This is a genomic window from Sphingomonas sp. GW821-FHT09E03 (assembly GCF_059416225.1).
Window position 1 is genome coordinate 30,240 of the sequence record NZ_JBWKOS010000010.1, and the last position, 21,734, is coordinate 51,973.

General features: G+C 65.2%; 21 protein-coding genes. 8 read left to right on the top strand and 13 right to left on the bottom strand.

The window, feature by feature from the left end:
* Window positions 1-7 precede the first annotated feature (7 nt).
* From AC07M8_RS16430 to AC07M8_RS16445, 4 genes are read right to left on the bottom strand one after another with little or no spacing between them, the layout of a single operon-like run.
* Complete coding sequence (locus AC07M8_RS16430; RefSeq protein ID WP_495175371.1) at window positions 8-1,336, bottom strand: LPD7 domain-containing protein; 1,329 nt, start codon at window positions 1,334-1,336, stop codon at window positions 8-10.
* The gene (locus AC07M8_RS16435) at window positions 1,333-1,932 is read right to left on the bottom strand and encodes a lytic transglycosylase domain-containing protein (protein WP_495175372.1); all 600 of its coding nucleotides are present in this window, start codon (window positions 1,930-1,932) and stop codon (window positions 1,333-1,335) included. Before AC07M8_RS16435 ends, AC07M8_RS16430 begins: the two co-directional genes overlap by 4 nt.
* Window positions 1,929-2,282: a hypothetical protein gene (locus AC07M8_RS16440; RefSeq protein WP_121905607.1), complete on the bottom strand. Its 354-nt coding sequence runs from the start codon at window positions 2,280-2,282 to the stop codon at window positions 1,929-1,931. Before AC07M8_RS16440 ends, AC07M8_RS16435 begins: the two co-directional genes overlap by 4 nt.
* On the bottom strand, window positions 2,279-2,935 hold the full coding sequence (locus AC07M8_RS16445; RefSeq protein WP_259466939.1) for a muramidase: 657 nt from the start codon (window positions 2,933-2,935) through the stop codon (window positions 2,279-2,281). The genes AC07M8_RS16440 and AC07M8_RS16445 overlap by 4 nt, the downstream gene beginning before the upstream one ends.
* Before the next feature lie 330 nt (window positions 2,936-3,265).
* On the opposite strand from AC07M8_RS16445, the gene AC07M8_RS16450 reads away from it, so the two are divergent.
* The 3 genes from AC07M8_RS16450 (at window position 3,266) to AC07M8_RS16460 (ending at window position 5,538) form a co-directional block, all read left to right on the top strand.
* The gene (locus AC07M8_RS16450; protein ID WP_495175373.1) at window positions 3,266-4,030 is read left to right on the top strand and encodes a hypothetical protein; all 765 of its coding nucleotides are present in this window, start codon (window positions 3,266-3,268) and stop codon (window positions 4,028-4,030) included.
* Between the two features lie 63 nt (window positions 4,031-4,093).
* A complete protein-coding gene (locus AC07M8_RS16455) occupies window positions 4,094-4,417 on the top strand; it encodes a single-stranded DNA-binding protein (protein WP_121905609.1) in 324 nt (107 codons plus the stop codon).
* A 251-nt stretch (window positions 4,418-4,668) separates the two neighbouring features.
* Window positions 4,669-5,538, top strand: a complete 870-nt coding sequence (locus tag AC07M8_RS16460; protein WP_121905654.1) for a DUF7146 domain-containing protein — start codon at window positions 4,669-4,671, stop codon at window positions 5,536-5,538.
* A 42-nt stretch (window positions 5,539-5,580) separates the two neighbouring features.
* Here AC07M8_RS16460 and AC07M8_RS16465 read toward each other — a convergent pair whose 3' ends face one another.
* The 3 genes from AC07M8_RS16465 to AC07M8_RS16475 all read right to left on the bottom strand — a co-directional run bounded on the left by AC07M8_RS16465 (window position 5,581) and on the right by AC07M8_RS16475 (window position 7,182).
* Window positions 5,581-6,204 carry an SOS response-associated peptidase gene (locus AC07M8_RS16465; RefSeq protein ID WP_121905610.1) on the bottom strand — a complete coding sequence of 208 codons (624 nt, stop codon included), beginning with the start codon at window positions 6,202-6,204 and terminating at the stop codon, window positions 5,581-5,583.
* A gap of 51 nt (window positions 6,205-6,255) precedes the next feature.
* Window positions 6,256-6,525 (bottom strand): HU family DNA-binding protein, encoded by a 270-nt coding sequence (locus AC07M8_RS16470; protein WP_121905611.1) that lies wholly within the window; start codon window positions 6,523-6,525, stop codon window positions 6,256-6,258.
* A gap of 213 nt (window positions 6,526-6,738) precedes the next feature.
* A complete protein-coding gene (locus AC07M8_RS16475) occupies window positions 6,739-7,182 on the bottom strand; it encodes a hypothetical protein (RefSeq protein WP_037533379.1) in 444 nt (147 codons plus the stop codon).
* A gap of 361 nt (window positions 7,183-7,543) precedes the next feature.
* On the opposite strand from AC07M8_RS16475, the gene AC07M8_RS16480 reads away from it, so the two are divergent.
* The 4 genes from AC07M8_RS16480 to AC07M8_RS16495 are packed head-to-tail and all read left to right on the top strand — an operon-like array spanning window position 7,544 to window position 13,501.
* The gene (locus AC07M8_RS16480) at window positions 7,544-8,248 is read left to right on the top strand and encodes a protein ImuA (RefSeq protein ID WP_121905612.1); all 705 of its coding nucleotides are present in this window, start codon (window positions 7,544-7,546) and stop codon (window positions 8,246-8,248) included.
* Entirely contained in the window at window positions 8,163-9,947 is a 1,785-nt protein-coding gene (locus tag AC07M8_RS16485; protein WP_259466942.1) for a Y-family DNA polymerase, read from the top strand. Before AC07M8_RS16480 ends, AC07M8_RS16485 begins: the two co-directional genes overlap by 86 nt.
* On the top strand, window positions 9,944-13,210 hold the full coding sequence (locus AC07M8_RS16490; protein ID WP_495175374.1) for an error-prone DNA polymerase: 3,267 nt from the start codon (window positions 9,944-9,946) through the stop codon (window positions 13,208-13,210). Before AC07M8_RS16485 ends, AC07M8_RS16490 begins: the two co-directional genes overlap by 4 nt.
* A gap of 3 nt (window positions 13,211-13,213) precedes the next feature.
* Complete coding sequence (locus AC07M8_RS16495) at window positions 13,214-13,501, top strand: hypothetical protein (RefSeq protein WP_037533385.1); 288 nt, start codon at window positions 13,214-13,216, stop codon at window positions 13,499-13,501.
* A 98-nt stretch (window positions 13,502-13,599) separates the two neighbouring features.
* Here the strand turns inward: AC07M8_RS16495 and AC07M8_RS16500 are convergent, their stop codons facing one another.
* Both AC07M8_RS16500 and AC07M8_RS16505 read right to left on the bottom strand, forming a co-directional pair.
* Window positions 13,600-13,890, bottom strand: a complete 291-nt coding sequence (locus AC07M8_RS16500) for a DUF1488 family protein (protein WP_242153008.1) — start codon at window positions 13,888-13,890, stop codon at window positions 13,600-13,602.
* A gap of 6 nt (window positions 13,891-13,896) precedes the next feature.
* The gene (locus AC07M8_RS16505; protein WP_495175375.1) at window positions 13,897-14,184 is read right to left on the bottom strand and encodes a hypothetical protein; all 288 of its coding nucleotides are present in this window, start codon (window positions 14,182-14,184) and stop codon (window positions 13,897-13,899) included.
* Between the two features lie 637 nt (window positions 14,185-14,821).
* Here AC07M8_RS16505 and AC07M8_RS16510 point away from each other — a divergent pair.
* Window positions 14,822-15,106, top strand: coding sequence for a helix-turn-helix domain-containing protein (locus AC07M8_RS16510; protein WP_495175376.1), 285 nt, complete (start codon window positions 14,822-14,824; stop codon window positions 15,104-15,106).
* Between the two features lie 388 nt (window positions 15,107-15,494).
* On the opposite strand, the gene AC07M8_RS16515 is transcribed toward AC07M8_RS16510, so the two are convergent.
* The 4 genes from AC07M8_RS16515 to AC07M8_RS16530 all read right to left on the bottom strand — a co-directional run bounded on the left by AC07M8_RS16515 (window position 15,495) and on the right by AC07M8_RS16530 (window position 21,733).
* On the bottom strand, window positions 15,495-16,481 hold the full coding sequence (locus AC07M8_RS16515; RefSeq protein ID WP_495175377.1) for a hypothetical protein: 987 nt from the start codon (window positions 16,479-16,481) through the stop codon (window positions 15,495-15,497).
* Complete coding sequence (locus AC07M8_RS16520; RefSeq protein ID WP_495175378.1) at window positions 16,481-17,272, bottom strand: hypothetical protein; 792 nt, start codon at window positions 17,270-17,272, stop codon at window positions 16,481-16,483. Before AC07M8_RS16520 ends, AC07M8_RS16515 begins: the two co-directional genes overlap by 1 nt.
* A gap of 160 nt (window positions 17,273-17,432) precedes the next feature.
* Complete coding sequence (locus AC07M8_RS16525) at window positions 17,433-18,227, bottom strand: hypothetical protein (RefSeq protein WP_495175379.1); 795 nt, start codon at window positions 18,225-18,227, stop codon at window positions 17,433-17,435.
* Between the two features lie 59 nt (window positions 18,228-18,286).
* Complete coding sequence (locus AC07M8_RS16530) at window positions 18,287-21,733, bottom strand: ATP-binding protein (RefSeq protein ID WP_495175380.1); 3,447 nt, start codon at window positions 21,731-21,733, stop codon at window positions 18,287-18,289.
* Window position 21,734: the final 1 nt, after the last annotated feature.

Consider the following 21,734-nt stretch of genomic DNA (forward strand, 5'->3'; position numbering starts at 1 on the left):
TTGGGGTTTACCTCTCGAGATCGTGGGTGGGGCGGATCGGCTCGACGTGGCGAACAGGCGCTGGCTCGCGGACCGAAACATCCAGGCCGCGCCGCAGCACGTCCGAGATCATGTGGCGGCTCTCGACGCTCGCGGACGCCATCCGGTCCGTGTCCCCATCGAAAGCCGCACCGAGATGCTGCTCCATCGCCGCCTGCGCCTGCAGCGCGTTGGCGAGGCGCGGTTCGGCTGCAATCCGCTCCGCCCCGCCATGAAGGAACAGTTCGGCCAGTTCGTCATTTTCGTGACGTCGCTCAGGCGCGGCCTGATGAAGGCGCTCCTCCCGAACGATATGGGGTTCCTGTTCGGGCTGTCGCACGGGCGCAGCCGTCGCTTCGCCGGTCAGGCGGTCTTCGCGCTCGCCGGCAAGCGCGCCGCCGAGCGGCACGTTCGCACCGGCTTCGCGGGCGACTTCGTGCCGGTTGAGCCCGGAGCGGACGAGGTAGATCGCATCGGCGACCTGGCCGTCCCACGCGCCGTCGCGCGCCATCTGGCGCAGACCGTCGGGTTCATAGCCGGACCTTGAGAAGGCGCTGACCAGCGTCGGGCTTTCCAAGGCCCGCTCCAGCGCCCCGTTCAGCGCATCCCTGTTTAGATCGATACGTTCGGCCTGAACCTCCCTCCGCAAGGGGTCCATGTCCTCGCTGACGGCCGCGTAGAGCGCCTTGCGATCCTGCGTGTGGACGCTCACCGCCAACAGGAGGCGCTTGTCTGCGTCGGACAATTCGGTGCTGCTTCCGCTTGGCAACGGCTGAGGCGCGCCGTTCCTCTCCGCGTCGGCCGACGGCGCGATTACTGTCGCCTCCGTCGCCCCGACAGCCGCCGTCGGAGCGACGGGTTCGACAGTCGGCGCCGGGTTCTCCGACACCTCACGTTCGCGTCGTGCAGCATCGGCGCGACGCAGCTCTTCCATTCGCGCCTGTTCGTCGAAGCTCGGCTCATAGCCGCGCACGGTCAGGCCTTCGCGCGACGCCGCCGTCCACACGGCCTGACGAAACTCAGGCGAACCTTCGACGTCGATTCCCGCCCAGCCATTGTGCTTGGCGATCGTGACCAGGGCCGAGACGGTCTCGGGATCCTCGTTTCGAGCAATGATGCGATCGCCGGCGATCTCGATCGACGGGTTCTCCCGATCCGTCGGCAGGAACATGCCGACGCGGCGCTCGCTGCCGTCGGACGGCTCGATGATCCGCACCTGATAACGTGTCGCCAGCTCAGGCGGAATCTGGAAAGCCGCCTGTCCGGCTTGCGTCTCCGCGTCGAGGCCGCCCCGCGCAACGCTGTTATCCGCGCTCATTCGAAGACCTGGACCGCGCTGGAAGCGATCTGCCCCACCACCCAGCTATCGTTGCCGACCGCTGGCTTGGCTGGGATCGCCGTCGGAACCGCCGCGGACGGCGAGCCCGGGATGGGCGGGGGTGTCTGGATCGTCCCCATGCCGCTCGCGGCCGACCAAACGCGACCGACATAACCATTGCGGAAACCGCGTGTCAGCGTGCCGGTGTTGTAGAGCGAATAGGTCGCCGAGATCGCGTCCAGCCCCGTATAATGCTGGATCGCGAGGCCATATCCCGCCCGAAGGATCGAGGATGCGAGCCGCAGGTTCGTACAAGGATCGAAGGCCTGCTCGACGGTGACACCCAATCGCGCGAAATTGGCGGAGTTCACCTGCGCCAACCCGACATCGACCGTATAGCCGGCCGCCATGTACCGCCGCACCAGCGCGGCACCGTCGGCGATCGACGCGGCGCGGACACGCGGCCCCTTGTTGATATTGATCGCCAGATCGTCGCCGCCGCTTTCGGTCACGACGAGGGGAACAACCGCCTCGGTCGCGATCTCAGGCGCGCATTGCTGCGCAAGCATGGTGATCGCGGCGATGGCGTGGATCATTGCTGCGTCACCGTCTGGTAGCGGGTGTCGAGCGCGTACCGCGACGTTCCGCCATCGGCCTGCGTCACGGTCAGGTCGTAGCCGTGCTTGGCCTTTTTCATTTTGACGCCGACCCCGGTGCAGGTCGGGAACGAGCCGCCGATAGCGAGGGCGTTCCAGAGTTTCGTGATCGGCGGGACGCACTCGACATATTTCGTCGGCGAACCGGGTGTCGCGAGGCAGAGGACCACCTGACACCCCCAGTCCGACGCGTAGGCGGGTTGTGGGCCCGCGACCGCCACGACGCCGGCCACGCAAAGCGCGATGGCGCCAGTAGTGCCGCCCAGCTTGGTCATCAGGTATCGGATCATGAGCCACCTCCATGAAATGCGCGCCACTCTTCGGTTGCGAACACGTCCCACTGCGCCGGTGCATTGGCGGCAAGGGCGAGGGCCGAGGCCGGCGCAGTCGGTGCGGGGGCCGCCTCAACTCCGGCGGGCGTCGGCGGGGACGGCGCGTCGCCTTGTGCGACGGTGATGATCCAGTCCTCGTCGCCTTCGATCGGTCGGGTCCGGTCGATGACCTGTCCGGGTCGCGCGAACGCCACATGCCAGTGGTTCGCGTGACCGCGATCCCCCGGCCCAAGCAGCTCGATGATACGGATACCGCTCTGTGCCATGAGCGCCCGGATCTGCTCGCGGTCGATCGCGTGAACGCCGCCTGCGGGAACGAAATCGACCGCTTGGCCGAACTTGTGCCAGCTATACCGCGCGCCGTAGCTGGCGTTCATTGGGCGGATCGTATCGGTGATCCGCGAGCCAAAGGCGCGACGAACGAGGGCTGCGACGTTCGACACCGAGGGCGCGCCCACGGAGCCGATAGAAGACCGGTCGTCGTCGAGATGCGAGAGCGCGCAGGCATCAAAAACCGTTGCCGGCGTGATACCGTGAGTCGCAAAATCACGGCCGCGGATCCCAAGCGGCCCCGCCTCGAAGTCCGCGCCCAACGCGATCAGATCACGCACCGTCGCCTCTGCGTCAGCTGCGTTGCCCGGCTGCCGAACGAGGACCGCACCCGAACGAACGGAGATTGCGAGCGACGCGGGAGATGGCGTTCCGGCCCCGGCTAGCCCGGCGGCACAGAGTTGAATTGCCTTCGCTACGATACTCGCCGGAAGCACACCAATGCACCATTGCTGAATTGAACCCAAGCAGATGTCAGCGACTAGAGGACATCGACATCAAAAGGCTAAACCTGAAGCATAAGGCAAACAACAACACATCTGGAGCGATCCATTCGCGATTATGGAGTGATACGGCGTAATCCATTGCGACTAGAGGCACGATATTGCACCATGAGCATAGGAGATGTGTTGCAAACCGCTTTAGGCAATTGTCAGCTAGGCCAGCACCTAGCTGATTTAGTTGTCGAGTGGTTTCGAGTTGACTGGGACGACGGTGGATATACGGGCCATTCGCTCTTGAGGCTGCAAGCTATATCGGGCGGGTTGGCGCTCTTGATCGCCATCGGCTTCTGGTATCGGCCGTTCGACGACACGCGGGCTAGGAGGCGCGGTGAGGTTTCGGCCTGCAGCGTCGCCGCGACCCATGACTTCTGCGATGCCGTTGCCGGCCTATCGACGGCGCTCCGCAATCCCTTCTTGCGGGTGGACCGAACCGGCATCCTGCCGCCCCGCGATACGCCAGGGGCCGTCGATCCCTCTATCACTCAGGCGAACATCGGCACGACGATCTGCCGACCCGGCTATGCACGATCGGTCCGCCCCGCCTTCGCGGTTACCGCGCCCGTCAAACGGCGATTGATGGACGCGCAGCATCCAGGCGAGTCCTTCGCCGATTACGAACTCGACCATCTGATCCCGATCTCGCTTGGCGGCGCGCCGCTCGACCTGCGCGATCTATGGCTCCAGCCCCGGCGCGGCCAGGCGAACGCGGCCGACAAGAATGCCTTGGCCTATGTCTTGTGGCGATTGGTTTGCGAGCGCCGCGTGCCAATGCGAACGGCGCAGCAGGCCATCCGGCGCGACTGGACGAAGGCCTACGACACATACGCGACGCCCGAGAATTTGGCGCGCTACCACTTTGCGCACCGCCAATAGGAGCGCGACTAGGCTTGCACAGGCCCGCCGGATCCGATCCGAACATCAACGAAGGAGGAAATCATGCCACAGAATATTGCCGAGTTCCGGATCATCGGTCGCATCGGCAAAATCACGGCGCGCGAGAAGGTCACCTATGTGAGCGTCGCCGCCAATTATAACCGCCGCGACGGCGACGACTGGAAGACCGACACGCTGTGGAACAGCGTCGTGTGCTTCTCCAATGTCGGACCTCAGGTCGAAGCAGCCGGGAAGGGTGATCTGGTGCATGTCACCGGCCGGGTCCGCGAGAGCAATCATGGCGACAGCAACGAAGTTTCCTACCGCACCGAGCTGATCGCCGACACCTTCTCGATCCTGACCAAGGCCGAAGCCGAGCATAGCTGATTGGGGGTCGGAAGCGGGTTGGCGGCACGGCTCCACCTCCGCCGCGTTGCGGTCGAGCCAGCGTGGCCGTTCCAACCCGGTCGGGTGACGATCCTCGCTTGGTTGCCACCCGGACGAAAGAGATCGTCGCGCCGCGCGCAGCCCACCTTCTCATGCCGACCATCCAGAGTGGAGGATGCCGCCTGTGCGTTCGGTGATATTTTCCGGAGGCTAAAGTGACCGAAACCGACCAACTTCACAGGACGTGGCCGATGACGAGACTACCGCTCGATGCCGAAGTCCGAGCCAAGAACATCGTCGAACAGCTCGGCGGGGTGTGGCGCGGGACTCGCGGCGAATGCCGCTGCCCGGCACATGACGATGGCTCACCCAGCCTGTCCGTCCGCCTCGGCGATTCGGCGATCCTCTTCCACTGTTTTGCCGGCTGTACAGCGCTCGAGGTGCTGAAGGCGCTTCAGCGCCAAAAGCTCCACGACCGTTCTGCGGTGGCAATGCCGGAGGGCAAGCCGAAGCGCGACATGGGCCCGCTCGCCCTGCGTCTCTGGAATGCCAGCGTGCCGGTCGCGGGCACGCTCGCCGAAGCCTATCTCGTCGCCCGCGGCCTCTCCACGCCCTATCCCAAGGCTTTGCGCTTCAACCCGGCGACCATATTCGGCTCCGGTGCCGACAGACGCGTCATGCCCGCGATGATCGCCGCAGTCGAAAACGACCTCGGACTGGTTGCCGTCCAGCGGACCTTCCTCGATCCTGTCGATGTGCTGCGCAAGCCCATCCCAAAGCCGAAGGTTGCGCTCGGACTGCTCGGCACAGCAGCGATCCGTCTTGCGCCTGCGACCGACGAGCTGGGCCTTGCCGAAGGGATCGAGGACGCCCGGTCGGCGACCGAATGGTTCGGGACGCCGACATGGGCGCTGGGCGGTGTCGAACGGCTAGCCTTCGTCGCGATCCCGGAGAAGGTCCGCCGTGTGATCGTTTACGGTGACCGGGGCCGTGCGGCCGACCGCCTGCTCGAAAAGGCACGCGATCACCTGACAGCGAACGGGCGCGAACTCATCAGCCGCGTGCCCGAGCATCACGACGACTGGAATGATGCCTGGCGCGCGCACCGGCGAAGTGCATGAAAGCGCAGCAGCGGATGCTGGATCGTGGGGATTATGAGCGTGTCAGCCGAGCCGCATCAACTGGGAAGGGTAGGGGGCGACGAGCCCCTTCAGATCGTCCCATGGTGCCGATAGCCAGCGATCATAGTCGTCGTCGTGAAGGACCACCGGCATCGCCTTTGGATGGATCGGCGCGACGATCGCATTCGGCTCGGTGGTCAGGAATCCGTAAGCATTCCCGCGCTCGGTCGGTCGCCAGATTCCGGCAAAGGCAAAAATCGGGCGGCTAGGCACGTCGAACCAGTGCAGCGGCTTCTTTCCGTCCTCGCCAGGCGCGATCCCGAACTCGGAGAACGCCGTTACCGGCACCAGGCAACGGCGCGCCGGCGTTGTCAGCATCGACCGCCAGAAGCTCGAGTTGAGATTGCGCACGTTGGTCACGTATTTGGTGAGCTTTACGCTTGGGTCGCGCTTGCTCGGCACCTGGGTCGGTACACCCCACTCCATCCGTTCGATCTTCCGGTCGGTGCCGTCCTCGATGACCACTTGGCCGAAGAAGGGCGTCTTCTTGCCCGTCGGAAAGATGTCGGGAGCCGGGTACGTCTCGTCGGGCTCGTAAGGCGGGCGGATGCCGAACGTCGCGGCTATCTCCGCCTGTTTCGCCGTCAGCCTGTATCGATTGCACATCCGAGCACCCTATCGTGGTGCCGGCAAGCTTCGCCCGCCGGCACTCTGGTCTTAGAGCTTGTCCTTCAGGCCCTTGGCGGGCGTGAACGAGACCTTCTTCGATGCAGCGATCGTCATCGCCTCGCCGGTCGACGGATTGCGGCCCTGGCGCTCAGGACGATCCTTGACGGCGAATTTGCCGAAGCCCGCGATCGAGACCTCTTCGCCCTTTGCGGCCGCGCTTGCGATCTGGTCGAACACGGCGGCGATTGCGGCCTTGGCCTCTGCCTCGCTCGTGCCTGTCGTCCCAGCGACGCCCTTCGCCAGTTCACCGATGTTCATGCTACTTACTCTCCCTAGTGGATCTGGCCGGACCTTAGCCGTGCCGAGCGCCGATACAATGATGCTCCTCGACGATGTGCATGTCGCGGGCGCCCGCCTAATGGTCCGCAAACTGGCTAATCATGACGTGGTCGAGGTGTATCAGCCCGGGTGCGGGCAGGGGGCGATCGCCGAGCTGGCGCCCGAGCCAACGCAAAGACTTCGGCCGGGTTTCTAATGCGCGCTGCGCTCTCGCGTGACGCGCGGATCTTCATACAGGTCGCGGATTGCGCGCAGGCGAAAGACGTTCCACCAGCGCTGCCATCGATGCTCGGCCGCATCGTGGATCATATGGCAACGCTGGCAGAGCGCCGCGAGATTGCCGGGCATGCTGTTGCCTGGATCGTGATCGAGATGCGCACAAGCCAGCACGACATACGTCGTTCGTACCGACGCCAGAATGAAGCCGCCTTTGAGCGCGATCCGCTTGCCACGGCCGGAGCGCCAACACACGGCATCGGCATCCCACCAGCGACCATCGCCAAGATGTGCGACCCGACGCATATGCGGCCTCGAGCAGTGCTCGCAGCGCGCGCCGGCCCGATCGAACCGGATCACGTCCGACAGCTGGCGCCAGTCGATCGGGTAAAGCCAGCGGTTTTCAGGGCGGATCGGCATCTCGATTCTATGAGTCAGCCGATGGCAGAACGAAAGCGAAATCTTCTCGGTTTGTTTTTGGTCTGTTGTGTAACCGTTCCACGCGGTGCGTACCGTCAGTTTTCGTGGCGGCTGCCCGTGATCGTGCGCGGCGATACTGGCAACTCACTCGAAATCGCGCCGTAGAGCGCGTGTTCGTTACGACTCCGTACCGTCCGGCCCTTGGCTGCGGTCAAGCGCAAAGACTCGATCTGGCAGACATAAATCCGTTGACCAAGCGTCGGCGGTAACGGAACATAAAGCGAACACGTAGAGTCTAGCCACCATGTCAGCCGTCCTCGATTCGCTTCCTCAAAGCATCGCGCACTTACGAAGCATCGCGATGCCGCTCGCCGATTACCGGGTCCTGCCGTTCGGGGTTGGTGACCTGGACAATCGTCTGAACGGGGGAGGGCTCCGGGCTGGAGCGTTGCACGAGGTTGCGGCACGGACCTGTTCGCTGGTCGACGATGCGGCTGCCACGTTGTTCCTTGCCGGTATCGCCGCGCGAGAAGCGCGGAACACGCGTGCCCCGGTGCTTTGGGCAAGCTGCCGGAACGATCTCTACGCCCCCGGCTTGGCGCAAGCAGGATTGTGCTCGGCGAACGTGATCTACGCCCAGCCCAAGGACAACGCCGCGCTTCTGGCGGTTGTCGAGGACGCGATCCGGGATGGTACGCCGGCAGCGGTGGTGGCCGAGGCGGCAAAGGTTTCGATGGTCGCCACGCGCCGCCTGCAGCTTGTCTCGGCGGAAGCCGACATTCCCGTACTGCTCCTGCGCCGTTGGCGGGGCCGATCGCAAGACCCGCTCGGCGAGCCCTCCGCTGCCTGGACGCGCTGGCGGGTTGCCAGCGCCCCGTCGCAGCGGCTCAAGGTTGCCGGGGTGGGACGCGCCCGTTGGTCGGTCGAGCTGGCGCGTCAACGCACCGGCGGGTCCTTCTCATTGATCGTGGAGGGGTGCGATGAGACGGGTTGTCTCGCTGTTCCTGCCGCACTTGGCCATCGAGCGGCTGAGACGGCTGGACCGGCACGCCACGCCGCGGCCTGAGCGCTTAGCGCTCCACCTCCCGATCGACGACGATCCGGGTGAATGCTCTGTCCCCAGGGGTGGCGGATGGCGGCCGGGTGCGCGCTGGGCGCGGGCGCAATCCCCGACCAAGGTCGAGGTTGCCGGCAAGATTGCGGCGCTTCCGGCGCATGCGAAGCCGCCCATGCGCGAACTCGGGCGGCGATCGGAAGCCGCGAGCCATCCGTACAAGAGCCAGTCGGTCACCCGACCGGCCATGATCGTGACACGGCCCGCAACCGCTCATGCTCCGCTGGCGCTTGTCGGCAAGGTCGGGCGGCGTGAGGAAGTCGTGGCGGCGTGCGCTGCGGCGGCCTCGCTCGGTATCCATGTCGGAATGGCCGCTACCCATGCCCGCGCTCTGGTGTCCGATCTCGACTTCCGGCCCGCCCAGCCAGAGGCGGACGCGGTCCTGCTCGATCGCTTGGCGCTGCTTGCCGTTCGGCGTTGGTCGCCCATTGCGGCCGCGACGCCGACCGATGGCCTATGGCTTGACCTCGCCGGCTGCGATCACCTCTACGGGGGAGAAGAGCGCTTTTGCCGACGCCTGCGCGCCTTCTGCCAGCGCGCCGGATTCACGGCGCGCATCGCGGTCGCCGACACGCCTGGTGCCGCACACGCGCTCGCCCGGTACGGCCGGGAAGATCTGACGATCGTGCCGGCCGGTGGTACGGTCCAAGCGATATCGCCGCTTCCGATCGCCGCCTTGCGACTGACCGGCACGGCGCTCAGTGCGGCCAAGCGGTTCGGTTTCGAGACTATCGCAGACCTTTTGCCGGTCGCGCGCGGCCCGCTTGCGCGGCGGCTGGGCCTGCCCGCCATCACCCGGCTCGATCAGGCGCTCGGTGGCGTGGCGGAGCCGATCACGCCGCGCGAAGATGTCACCGTTCCAGCCGTCGAGCGCCGCCTGCTCGAGCCGATCGGCACGGCCGAGGCGATCGCACAGGTGATGGAGGATTTGCTCGGCGATTTGGCCGTGGTGCTGCAGGCGAGGGGGCTCGGTGCGCGATCGCTCCGACTGACGGGGCTGTGTGTCGATGGAACCGAACAGGTGGTTGCGGTCGGGACATCGCGGCCGACACGTGATGTCTCCCATCTCTTGCGCCTCATGAAACTCAGGATCGAGCGCATCGATCCCGGACTGGGGCTTGAGCAGTTCCTGCTGGTGGCACCGCATACCGAGCCGCTCGATGCAGTGGATCTCGGCGCAGTGCTAGCTGGCGAGGTTCTGGTGCGCGATCCCGCGCGCCTCGTCGATGTCGTCGCCGGCCGCATCGGCCCGAATGCGGTCTATCGGATCGCGCCGATCCCGAGCCATGTACCCGAGCGAGCGGTCGCGCGCGCCGACCCGGTCGAGATGCCGGCAGGGTGGCCGACATGGCGGCGGCCGGTTCGGCTCTTCGCCAGGCCAGAGCCCTTATGGGGCGTCATTGCGCTGCTGCCCGACCAACCGCCGCGGCGCTTCGAGTGGCGTGGCGAAGCGCACAAGGTCGTCGCCGGCGATGGCCCCGAGCGGATCCACGGCGAATGGTGGCGCCGCGACGCCGAGACCTGGGCGGTTCGGGACTATTACCGCGTCGAGGATGAGGCAGGCGGCCGTTTCTGGGTATTCCGGCGCGGCGACGGCACACATGATGATACCGGCGATCTCAGCTGGTGGATCCACGGCGTGTTCGCATGAGCGCGCCCTATGTCGAGCTTCAGGTGCTCACCCATTTCTCGCTGCTGCGCGGCGCGTCGAGCCCCGACGAGCTGTTCGCGGCGGCGGCAGTGCTCGGGTATTCCGCGATTGGGATCAGCGACATCGGTACGGTGGCGGGCGTCGTGCGCGCCTGGGAGGCGCAAAAGGCGACCGACGTCCGCTCGATCGCGGGTACGCGTGTCGATCTCTCCTGCGGGCGCCGCCTGATCCTTTATCCGACCGATCGCCCCGCCTGGTCACGGATCACACGGCTCCTGACCGTCGGGAAGAAGCGGGCGGGGAAGGGGGGCTGCCTGCTGCACTGGCACGACCTTGAGCCATGGTCGGAGGGAATCATCGCTATCCTGCTACCGGACGAGGCGGATCAGGCGAACCTTGCGGCACTTGCCGACCTGAAGACGGTTTACGGCCGACGCGGGTACATGGCGCTGTTCCAGCGACGGCGGCCGGACGACGCTGTCCGTATCGATACGCTGGCTAGGCAGGCTGGCGGCGCCGGGGTTCGCGCGGTCGCAACCGGTGACGTCCTCTACCATGCGCCCGAAGCCCGCCTTCTGCAGGACGTGGTTACGGCCGTGCGCGAGAAGTGCACCGTTGATGAGCTCGGCTACCGCCGTGAGATCAACGCTGATCGCGCGCTCAAATCACCGGAGGAAATGGTCCGGCGCTTTCGTGATTATCCCGATGCGCTGCGCGCCAGCGTCGATATCGCGCGGGCTTGCACCTTCGATATTGGTGAGCTGTCCTATCAATATCCCCACGAGCGGCTGATCGACGGCCTGAGCGCGCAGGACGCGCTGCGGAAGTTGGCCACCGAGGCGGTCGAGCGGATGTTCGATGGCAACGTCCCGGCCGCCTATACCGACCAGATCGGCCACGAGATGAGATTGATCGGCGAACTGGGTTACGCGCCCTATTTCCTGACCGTCTATGCGATCGTCCGCGAAGCACGTCGCCGCGGCATCCTGTGCCAGGGCCGAGGCTCGGCAGCCAATTCGTGCGTGTGCTTCGTGCTCGGCGTCACCTCGATCGATCCGATCAAGCACGAGCTTCTGTTCGAGCGCTTCGTATCGGGCGAACGGCGCGAGCCACCCGACATCGACGTCGACTTCGAGCATGAGCGCCGCGAAGAAATCATCCAGTGGATCTACGAAACCTACGGGCGTGATCGATCCGCGCTGACCGCGGTGGTCCAGCGCTACCGCGCGCGCGGTGCGGTGCGTGATGTCGGCAAGGCGTTGGGGTTGCCCGAAGACCTGACGTCTTCGCTGGCGGGGCTGGTGTGGGGCTGGTCCGCCGAAGGCGTGGGTGAGAAGCAGGTCGAGGAACTCAACCTCGATATCGGCGATCGACGCCTGCGCCTGACCCTGGAACTGGCCCGCAAGCTGATCGGCGTGCCCCGCCACATGAGCCAGCACCCGGGCGGGTTTGTCCTGACGCATGATCGGCTGGACGATCTCGTGCCGATCGAGCCCGCCGCGATGGAAGATCGCCAGATCATCGAGTGGGACAAGGACGACATCGATGCGCTGAAGTTCATGAAGGTCGATGTGCTCGGCCTCGGCATGCTCGGCTGCATGAACCGTGCCTTCAACATGCTCGAGCAGGATAAGGGCATCCGCATCGGCCTGGCCGACCTCCAGGACGACGATCCGGCCGTGTACGCGATGATCCAGAAGGCCGACACGCTCGGCACCTTCCAGATCGAGAGCCGCGCGCAGATGTCGATGCTGCCCCGGATGAAGCCGCGCCGGTTCTACGATCTCGTGATCCAGGTCGCGATCGTCCGACCGGGGCCGATCCAAGGCGACATGGTTCATCCCTATCTGCGTCGGCGCGAGGGGCTGGAGAAGCCCGAATATCCCCGGCCGGAGCTCCGCGCGGTGCTGGAAAAGACGCTCGGCGTGCCGTTGTTCCAGGAACAGGCGATGAAGGTCGCGATAGTCGGCGCGGGCTTTACCCCGGCCGAAGCGGATCAGCTGCGCCGCGCCATGGCGACCTTCAAGGTCACCGGCGGCGTCTCGCATTTCTCGGCGAAGCTGGTCGAGGGTATGGTTTCCCGCGGTTATCCCCGCGACTTCGCCGAACGCACCTTCCGCCAACTCGAGGGCTTCGGCTCTTATGGGTTTCCGGAAAGCCACGCGGCGAGCTTTGCGAAGATCTCGTACGCATCGAGCTGGATGAAGCATCACCATCCCGACGTCTTCTGTGCTTCGCTCATGAACGCGCAGCCGATGGGATTTTATGCGCCCGCGCAGATCGTGCGCGACGCTCAGGCGCACGATGTCCAGGTCCGGCCCCCGTGCATTAACGCGAGCCGGTGGGACTGCACGTTGGAGCCGACAGGCGGCCGCTACCTCGCGGTTCGGCTCGGGCTTCGCCAGGTGCGCGGGCTGTCGAACGCCGACGGGGCCGCGATCGTAGGAGCGCGCAGCACGACATTTTTCGATTCGATCGAGGACGTGTGGCGTCGATCCGGCGTCCAGCGCGCCGCGATCGAGAAGCTGGCGGATGCCGATGCGTTTCACGCATTCGGCGCCGACCGGCGGCAGGGCCTGTGGAAGGTGAGGGGCCTTGGCGAGGCACCGCTGCCGCTGTTCGCGGCTGCGGACCGCGCTGCGGAGACGATTAGCGCCGAAGGAATCGAACCGTCGGTCGACCTACGACCGCTGACGGATGGTCGCGAAGTGATCGAGGATTACCGTTCGCTGCAGCTCTCGCTGCGGGCGCATCCTCTGACGTTCGTTCGGGGTGAGCTGGCCAGGCGTGGCGTAACCGAATGCGCTGAACTCGCGAACATTCGGGATGGCCGGCACGTCGAGGTCGCCGGCATCATCCTGGTCCGCCAGAAGCCCGGCTCGGCCAAGGGCGTGTTGTTCATCACGATCGAGGACGAAACGGGGATCGCCAACGGCATCCTGTGGCCGGATCGGTTCGAGCGGCTACGCCGCACGATCATGTCCGCGTCGATGATCGGCATGAAGGGCCGGGTGCAGAAAGAGGGCGAGGTGATCCACGTCATCTGCGACCGGATCATCGACCATGGTGACCTGCTGCACCGAGTGGGCGAGATGTCGTTCCCCCATCGGACCGGCCGCGGCGATGGGGCCAAGCATGCCGGATCGCCTGACCGCGGTGACGCGGGTTGGAAGCCGGAGCCGCGCAACTGCTACTGGCCGCCGCACGCTGAGGGCATGGATCCCGAGGACGCCGTACGCTTCAAATCGCATGACTTTCGTTGAGCGATGGCAAAGCTTGCTCGCCACCAGCGCGTCGTCATCGCGCTATCGGTCCATATCCTGCGGAGCGGCGTCGCCCGCTGCTCGGACACGCGCGTGGACGGCGTGGAGGTTCGCTTGGCGCTTCGGTGCCTGCTACCGCATTGCCCGGAGCGTTGGCCGCTCGAGCTTTATTGGGATGCGGCGCGCCAGGAAAATGAGATTGGCAGGGCGCAGGGGGTGACCGCCGCGTTCAACGGCATTGTCCGTCAGCTGCGCCGCGCAGGCCGATATGAGGAAGTGCTGGATCAGTGAGAAAGCGTGCCGCCCGCATCCTCAGCTGAGGCACCTCGGGGATGGTGCCCGTCGGATGGCATGGATCGATCCGGATGGCGCTTCCTTCCGCCACGGCTTCAGCTTTCTACGTCGGCCGCAGTCAGCAGGATCGGGGGCTCCCCGCCGAGCCGCTTGACGAACTCGCGCTGTGCTATGCGGTGAATGTCGCTCTCGAACTCGATGAAGACCTCGAGGGCAGTTTCGGAGTCGAGCGTATCGCGATCGGGATCGAGGAGCTGCGTCAAAGCCTCGCTGGTGATGAGGAACTCGACGACTCCTAAGTTAGTGGCACCCGTGAACCCGACGCTCTCGCGTTCGGCAACCCAGTAATAGTCCCCCATCTCGAAACGGACGCTGGGATTGGCCATGCCGCCTTACTCCTCTGGTGTGCTGGAAGCCGGCAGGTGCTCCGCCAGTGCTGCGATACCCTCACCGGTAAAGGTCGTGCTGGAGGCGCCCTCGATCTGGACAGGATGCTCTACCGTCAGGACGGCCGCGGCTTGATGCTCGGGGTCCAATCCGCGCCAATCGCGAACTGCTCGCTCGAGGTTGGTGACTTCAGCGACGTCGCTATCGCCGCGCGGGACGTTTTCGAGCGACGCGCTCATCCGCCAGTTGATCTCAGGCGTCTTTACGCTTTCGCCCCAGGTCGCTTCCGTCATGATCGTCTACCTTCTCGCGTCTGGTTCTTGGCGCAATTTCGAATGTAGCCTGACAGGGCGCGTCCGTGCCAGTCCGAAGCTTACAATCCTCGAGCTTCAAGGGCCGCGAGGGGCGACTGCGATGATATCAAGCTTTCGCAGGGCTCGTGCCATGCGTTTGGCATCGAGCTGCCCGATGCCATGTGCACGAAAGGCGCTGGCGAGTTGTCGCTCCGTCAATGGCGCTGACACCTGATCGAGAACGGCAAGCGCTGCGGCTCGCACCTCAGGGGGTGCAGCCTTCAGGGCGTCTAGGGCTTTCATTCTGCCTCGTGAAGGTTGCTCGGTCTCATCGGTATAGATGCGATATAGCTTTGCGCCATGCGACTTGCACGTACCCCACTTCGTGGCGCTGCCGGCGGGAGGGCAGTAACTACGGCAGGCGCTTCGTGACAGATTGCCGTGTCTGTCGATGTCGCACGAACTAACCTGTGCGATTTGTACTGTGAATTTCTTGATGCCTCCTTGGACTCCGCCATATTCAACTCTCGCGTAAGGTCGTATATAACGCACCATATCGCCCCTATGGGCGCTTATATGAGACATTGAAATGCGGTCGGCCGTCTTCGATATTCTTCCATCTCGCGTAAGGCGCAGTTTGACCAAGCTTGGTGCCGATATCGCGCTGGCGCGGAAGAAGCGCAGGCTCACGGTGGTCATGATGGCCGAACGGATCGGTGTAGCCAAGAGCACCTATCTCAAGCTGGAGAAAGGCGATCCCACCGTCTCTCTCGGCACATACGCCATGACGTTCTTCGTTCTAGGGTTTGGCGAAAGCCTTGGAGAGATCATTGACGTCAGGAATGACGAACAGGGTTTGTTATTTGACGTCGAGAGGATGCCTCAGCGGGTCCGCCGACCAAAGCCGCCAACTTCGTTGTGAGTTGGCGATTCGTAAAGGTTCGAATAATGGTAGGCGACGAGATCGGCGGTGCCGGTTTGCTGCATTACCAATCATCTTGACGGTTGCGCCGCCCTCAGCCGGTAGCAGCGCTGCCCTTGCTAGTCAGGACCTTTTATGTTGACATTTTCTCGTTAGGTGCCATTAAGGGCATATCTAATGCCCCTATGGGCATCGCGCGGATCTTAATGGCAATTAGGAAAAAGCGCTGGAGCTTCGGCTTCAAGACCCGCTGGTCCGAAAGGACCTCCCGTTTCGGTTACGGCTGAAACGGGACGATGATCCTCTCCAGGATCCTCGACCGGCTGATGGGCGATAGGGTGAAAATTGGATAATAGCGCCGTACACCAATTCGGTGTCGGCGTATTATCTATCCTACCTTTGTCTTCTTATGAACCCGTACGTAGTCATTCGGATAGATGTTGGCATAGTCGCCATTGGCACTAACGCGCCCGTCTCGATCACAATGAAAAATCGCTCCGTCTAAAACCGAGCCGTCGCTGCGCTGTGCGTCATGGTGCAGTCCGGGAGCCAGAGCGCCGCCAAACCTGTACAATGATCGCAATGTACTAAGCAGCTCGCCAATATCTTCGTCGTTTTCAGCCTCACGCGGTGGGCCGTCATACGCAGTTTGATGTGCGATCAGAAAGGCCATCCCCCGGCTATCAACGAATACGCGCCGGGTCCGTTTGGCAGGTATGCGCGCGATATCGTCGTGGGTAAGGTCCGTTGGACCGAGATCAGGCAGCCGATCGGTCCAAGCGCGCTCGTTAAGCCGGAACGCACGAAAAGCAGGAACGAGATCATGGTCGCCGACGGCGAAGTTCCGTGGCGGAAGAAGCATTGCCTCGTTGTCCGCTTGCCGACCCAGACGTTGAACAACCTCGTAAAGACCTTGGCGCACCGCGCCCGCAGCGTCGCTTGCGTCGGCCAGTTCCTGCTCAATCGCACTAAGAATGTGTCGCCGTTGCCGCGCTTTGTCGTCACGGCTGACAAGACTGGTCAGTGGGGCGACCATCACCGCAAAATCAAAGGCGGCGAGCAACCGTTCGTCGTCGGACGCTGGGACATACAGAAGCGTGATCGTTGCGGGCGTCGCTGGACGCTCCGGCCCGTTGGTACGTCGCCGAATTGCGAAGCTGCCTACTGACCGTACGATCTGACCGACAAGAGCCTCAGGATATAGCGGGCCGTCATCGCTCGATGACGGAATGGCTTGGACGATCGCGTCCTTCACATTGGCGCGAAGCCATTCAGAGGCGCCCCTGACGGTAGCCAACGGCAACCCGGCAATCACGTACAGCTGCTGCGGTCCGCGCGGCTGCACCAGGTGCCGCCGCCTGTCCTTCTTCGCCATCAGGGCAGTCGACTCAACATCAACGCGATATCTATCGGTACGATCAAGCGATCGGCAAGTTCGTGCGACTGAGCGGCATAAAGACGCTCAAGCGCCGAAGAAGTTCGCTTTTCGACCGGCACCACCGGAGCAGACGGCGACCGCGTGCGCTTCTTGCCAAGCGTTTCTGCTACGATACCGTGTCGATCGCACCATGTCCTAATATTGGTCTCGAGCGCTGCTACATCCTCACCGCCTAGCGCCGCCATGTCATCTACCGGAAGACCAGGAAGCCTGAGGTCCTCGTCGACCAGGATGAAACCTTCCTCCCCTGCGTCTGGTCCGGCTTGGTAGCTCACGCTTGGCTCGAGGCGCAGGTACATATCCTGGCCGGGCGCGACTTCCAGGCAAAAGGCTAGAATCAACGCTCGCGGCAGACCGCGAAGGAAGTAGCGGGTCTTGCGTTGCGCGATCGCTGCTTCAGCAAGGTGTTCGTCGCCATTCAAAACGACCGCGATAAAGGACGTCGCGCTAGGATCGCGAATGAGCATGACACCCGGCGTGCCCTCCACGATCTGAGTCAGGGTACGTGTATCGTCGTCGGCAAGCGGCCATTTGTCGACCTTTGAGAGCAGAGCCCCGACGTTGGAGAGCATCAATACTCCGGAGTGCGGCCTCTGATAATAGTCGGCGACGAGCGCGGCGATGTCATCTTCGATCATCCCGACGCTATGGCCCATCAGAGGGTCGTTCGCCATAAATTCCGTATCGTGGGCCGCCGCACCACGCCGCCTCTGATAAAACGGCGTCACCTCCTAGCGGCCAGTCGTGCGGTCGAGACGAACACCAAGACCGCCGCTGACATCGCTTAGCCGAGTAAATTCACCCAAGGGGCCGCCGAAATACTGAACGGCAGCGCCGCCGCCCGGTTGCGGGAGATCACGGGCGCGGGCAGACTTGGGGCGCGTGACATTAGTGCGTCCCTTTGAATCGTTGCGCCGCGCGCAGACCGGCTGCGCCGCCTGGTATCATGTTCAGGCCGTTAGCGTGCTTCGAAGCAAGGCTGTACTTTTCGACCATGGCCTCTTCGACGTCGAGCGCCTCGCCATGGCTCAGACCCGTCGCGCAGATGGTCGTTATCAGGCCGCGGAGCTTTGGCCGCTCGTCGAGCACGCCGTGAAGTTCCTGCGCGCGGGCGGCCGTCAGATCCCTTAGCGTCCGCGCGAACAGGCGGTGAGACTTCCGGCTGATGGCGGAACGGGTGTGTTCCTGGAAGCGCAGGCTCCAACCCCGCTTCGTGATGCCGTAGTAGACGAGGTCTCTGCCATCGCTCGTCATGAGCACGTGGAGGTATACCGTGTAGGTCCCCTCAAGCGGAAGATTGCCCTTGAGCACGGCGCGCATCGGCAGCTCGACGCGCATCCCCACGTCGAGCGTCGGGGAGACCATGCTCAGAAACACGGCCGGCGCGATCCCGGCCTCCCGCTCTAGGTTCAGGATCGCGGCCGCGTGAAGCACCTTGCGCTCCGCGTTCATTGTCTCGGTGACGTCGGCAACTATGCGGCCCGATGGCAAGGTCGGGCACGGGCCGTTTTGCAGGCCGCCCCCGCGGACCCAAGCCTGCACGTCCGCGACGTAGCCGTTCTGCTCGTCGAACGCGGCGAGGACATCGTCCAGCACCTCGGCGGAGCGAAGCGGGTTGAAGGTCAGGCCGCGCGAGAGGTGCATCAGCGCGGTCGGATCGACGAAGCGCAGCCGCTCGTTCAACAGACTGGCGGCCTTCCAGTCGGGCTTGAATGCTGGAAGGATTTCGGGTGGTGAGGTCCTCAAGCGAGCGAGCACTCCGAGTGGACGTCGGCCCCAACCACCGATCGGGCAATCGACGCCAGATGCGGATGGTGGGTGAAGAACAGCACCTGGGTGGACTTTGCCAGCTCGGCGAGGACGCGGAAGCCCGCCTCCGACCGCTCGTCGTCGAAGTTCACGAAGAGGTCGTCTGCGAGGAACGGGAGCCGGATCCCCGAGGCGACCGACTGCTCGACGGCGGCCAGGCGCAGAGCCAGGAAGAGCTGGTCCGTCGTGCCCTCGCTCATCGCACCCACGTCGACCACGGTGCGGCCGTCGTCCCTCAGGCCGAGAAGCCTGGGGGTCGTTCCGTCGTTGTCGATGCGCAGCGCCGAGTAGCGCCCGATCGTCAGCGAGGAGAAGAGTTCGCTGGCGCGCAGCAGCATCGGGTCTTGGTGGCGTTCGCGGTACTGCTCGATCGCCCAGCGCAGCGTGACCGCCTGGGCGCGCTTAAGGATGTACTGCTCGGTAAGCACCCCCAGCTCAGACCTCGCCTGCCCCGCGTCGGTCGCCGCGTCCACCGCTGAGGCGCCGGTCCCCTCGAGGCCGGCGAACGCCGTCCGCGCGTCCCCATGTGCGGCTGCCGCGGCGGCGACCTCACCGTTGAGGCTGGCAAGCTCGGCCGAGAGGGTCTGCGCGCGACCAGCCAAACTGTCGGGATCAACACCCTCTTGCGCCGCCAGCAGCTCCTCAAGGGTCTTGCCGTCGCCGGCTGACTTGATCGCCGTCTCCGTGGCCGCGATGGCGATGCGCAGGGCACGAGCCTCCCGCGACCTCTGGATGGCAGCTCCGAGCTCGGCCGTGTCCCTCGAGAAGGTCTCCTCCATAAGTGTTCCGAGTAATGCGAGCGCCAGCGCGAGCTTGGCGTCCTCGGCGGCGGTGTCCGCGGTTCTTTCGGCAAGGGTCTCCTCGATCGACTTGACCACGTTCGAGGTCGCGCGCGCCGCCGTGAGCCGTTCGCGCATGAGACGCAGCCGCTCCGCGGGCCCTCCCGAGGCGTCGATGCCGAGCGCGTCGGCGATCGACGCGACGCGCGTGTCGTGGTCGTCGGCGTCGCGCGCCATTCCGTCCATGCGGGCCTTGAGCTCCGTCTGCGCCGCCAGCGCCACCCGCAGCTCATCGAGGACGTCCAAAGTGGCGATGGCGCCGGAGATGTCCATCTCGAGCCGCGCATCCGCCAGCAAGTCCCGCCAGGCGGTGGCCCGGACCGTCGCCGCATCCTCGAGTTTCTTCCTGCGTCGGGCGAGCGCGTCGGCGTCCTGCTCGAGCTGTTCCGCCGCCGCCTTGCTGAGACGGGCGGTCTGCTCCGACGCTTCGCCATCGGAGCGAATCCGCTCGGCACGGGCGAGGACGGGTGCCAGTTCGGTGGCCTCGTTTTCCGCCGCGTCCACGGGGAGACGCGCGACGAGCGCTACACGCACACTGGCGCGCCGCCGGCGGCTGGCCGCGGCTTCGTCCTCGAGCGAAGTCGCGGTCGCGTGCGCCGCCTCCGCCGCGTCGCGGTCGACAAGCCAGCTGGTGAGCTGCTCCGGCTCCATCTCGGCGTAGCCGGCGCGGGTCAGTCGCGTCATCCAGTCGGCACGGAACGACGTGCCCTGCCCGGTCGCGGTGGCGGCACGGGCCTCCGCCTGTTCGGCATCCAGCAGCAGTTTCGCGGTGCGCAGGCCCATGTCGGCCAGCCTGCTTGATTCGTCCGCTGCGGCGAACCGGAGGTCGCTGCGTTCGTCCGCCCGGGCGACTGTCGCCTCGAAGGCGGCGACTGCATCATCTGGGGCATGGAGGGCGGTTTGCCCGAGGACATGGTCGCGGATCGGCTGCCAGCGGGCGTCGCGCTGGGCCCGCGAGTCCACGATCTCGTCAGTCGAGATTGCGGGGCCCGACGAGAGTTGCCTCATCTGCAATTCAAGAGCGGCCGCTTCCTCGCGCGCCCGCGTGGCAAGCGCGGTCTCGCGCGCCTGCGTTGCGGCTAGATCCGTGAGGGTCGTGCGTGCCGCCTCGATCTCGGTGGCGGCGATGCGCGGTAGAGCGAGAAGACGCGGGATGTCACCGTTCCAGGGTGCCAGACGCGCGATCGCCTGTTCGACCGCCGTGGCGGCGAGTCCGGCCTTCCGCTCCGCCGTATCGCATCTGGCGTCCGCGTCCACGCCGAGCGCCCGCGCGGCGTCGACCGCCAGGACGACCGCGGCGAGCTCGACCGTCTTCGGCGTCTCGTCGACGCTCCCCGACACGGGCCTGCGGCGCTGGGCGAGGTCCTCCTCGCTCTCGGCGATCTGGTCGAGCGCCGAAACATCCTGGACGTGGGCCAGCGCCAGCTCGCGTATTCGTGAGCTGACAATCCTGGTCGGCGGCTCCGCCGCGCCGACCTCCTTCCTCAGCCGGGCAACGAGACCGTTCCCGGCGTCGTGCTCAGCCGCTAGGCGGAGCATGTCCTGCCGCGCCTTGGCGACCGCGCCGGCCGTGGCACCGAGCTCGTCGATCCGATCGGCCTGCGCGAGCACGGTCGGATCCGGCACGAGGGCCTGCATGCGTTCGGTCGCCTCGTCGGCCAGCTTGACGGCTATCGCCTTCGCCAGTGTGGCGCGGTTGATCTCGGCCATCGTCGTCTCCGCCGCGTCCTCGCGATGAGGCGCGATGTCGACGGTCTCCGCGTGACCCGAGAGCGAGGCGAGCTGGTCCGCGAGGAGCCGTGCCGAAGGCGCGATGCGGCGTGTGCGTTCCACGCGGCTCACTTCGGCGAGGATCTCGTCCCGCCGCCATTGCGCGTCGTCCAAACTGGCCTGCGCCGCCACCACCGCTGCGCGTGCGTCGAGCCACGTCTTCGGTCGTAGCGACTGGTCTCGGGCGGCACGGCTCTGCGTTTCGAGCTCGCGCTGGGCGATGGTGAAGGACCGCTTGCTGGACGCGCGTGGTCCCCAAATCGCGTCCGCGTCCTCTTCGATGCGCGAAAGCTCGTCCGACACGCCGGCCAGGCCGGAGCCTGCCGCGAACAGAGCGCGCCCCAGGTCGTTGCGCGCCTCGACCATGGCCCTGCCGCCTGCCCGCAGGCCATCTTGGTCGAGACTGAAGGACAGGCCGAACGTCTCGCGCGTCTGGCCGCGCAGCATCGCCAGCAGGGTGCCCTCGTCGAGTGCCCGGTCATCCGGGCCGAGCAGCGTGCCACTGGTGCCCTTCTTGCGGCGGCAGGCGAGCGTCCCGCCGTCATCCTCGAGCACCGCCCCAACGCGCAGGAGAGAGTAGTCGTAGCGGAAGTTGTAGGGGGAGCGGGTTAGGAAGCCAAAGAGCAAGTCGGACACGGCGGCCATCGAGGTGGTCTTGCCCGCCTCGTTCGCACCGTAGACGACGTGCAGGTCGGGAGCGCCCGGGCGGAAGGTAAGTTCGCAGCCCTCGAAGTGGCCGTAACGCTCGAGGGCGAGGCTGGCGAAACGCATG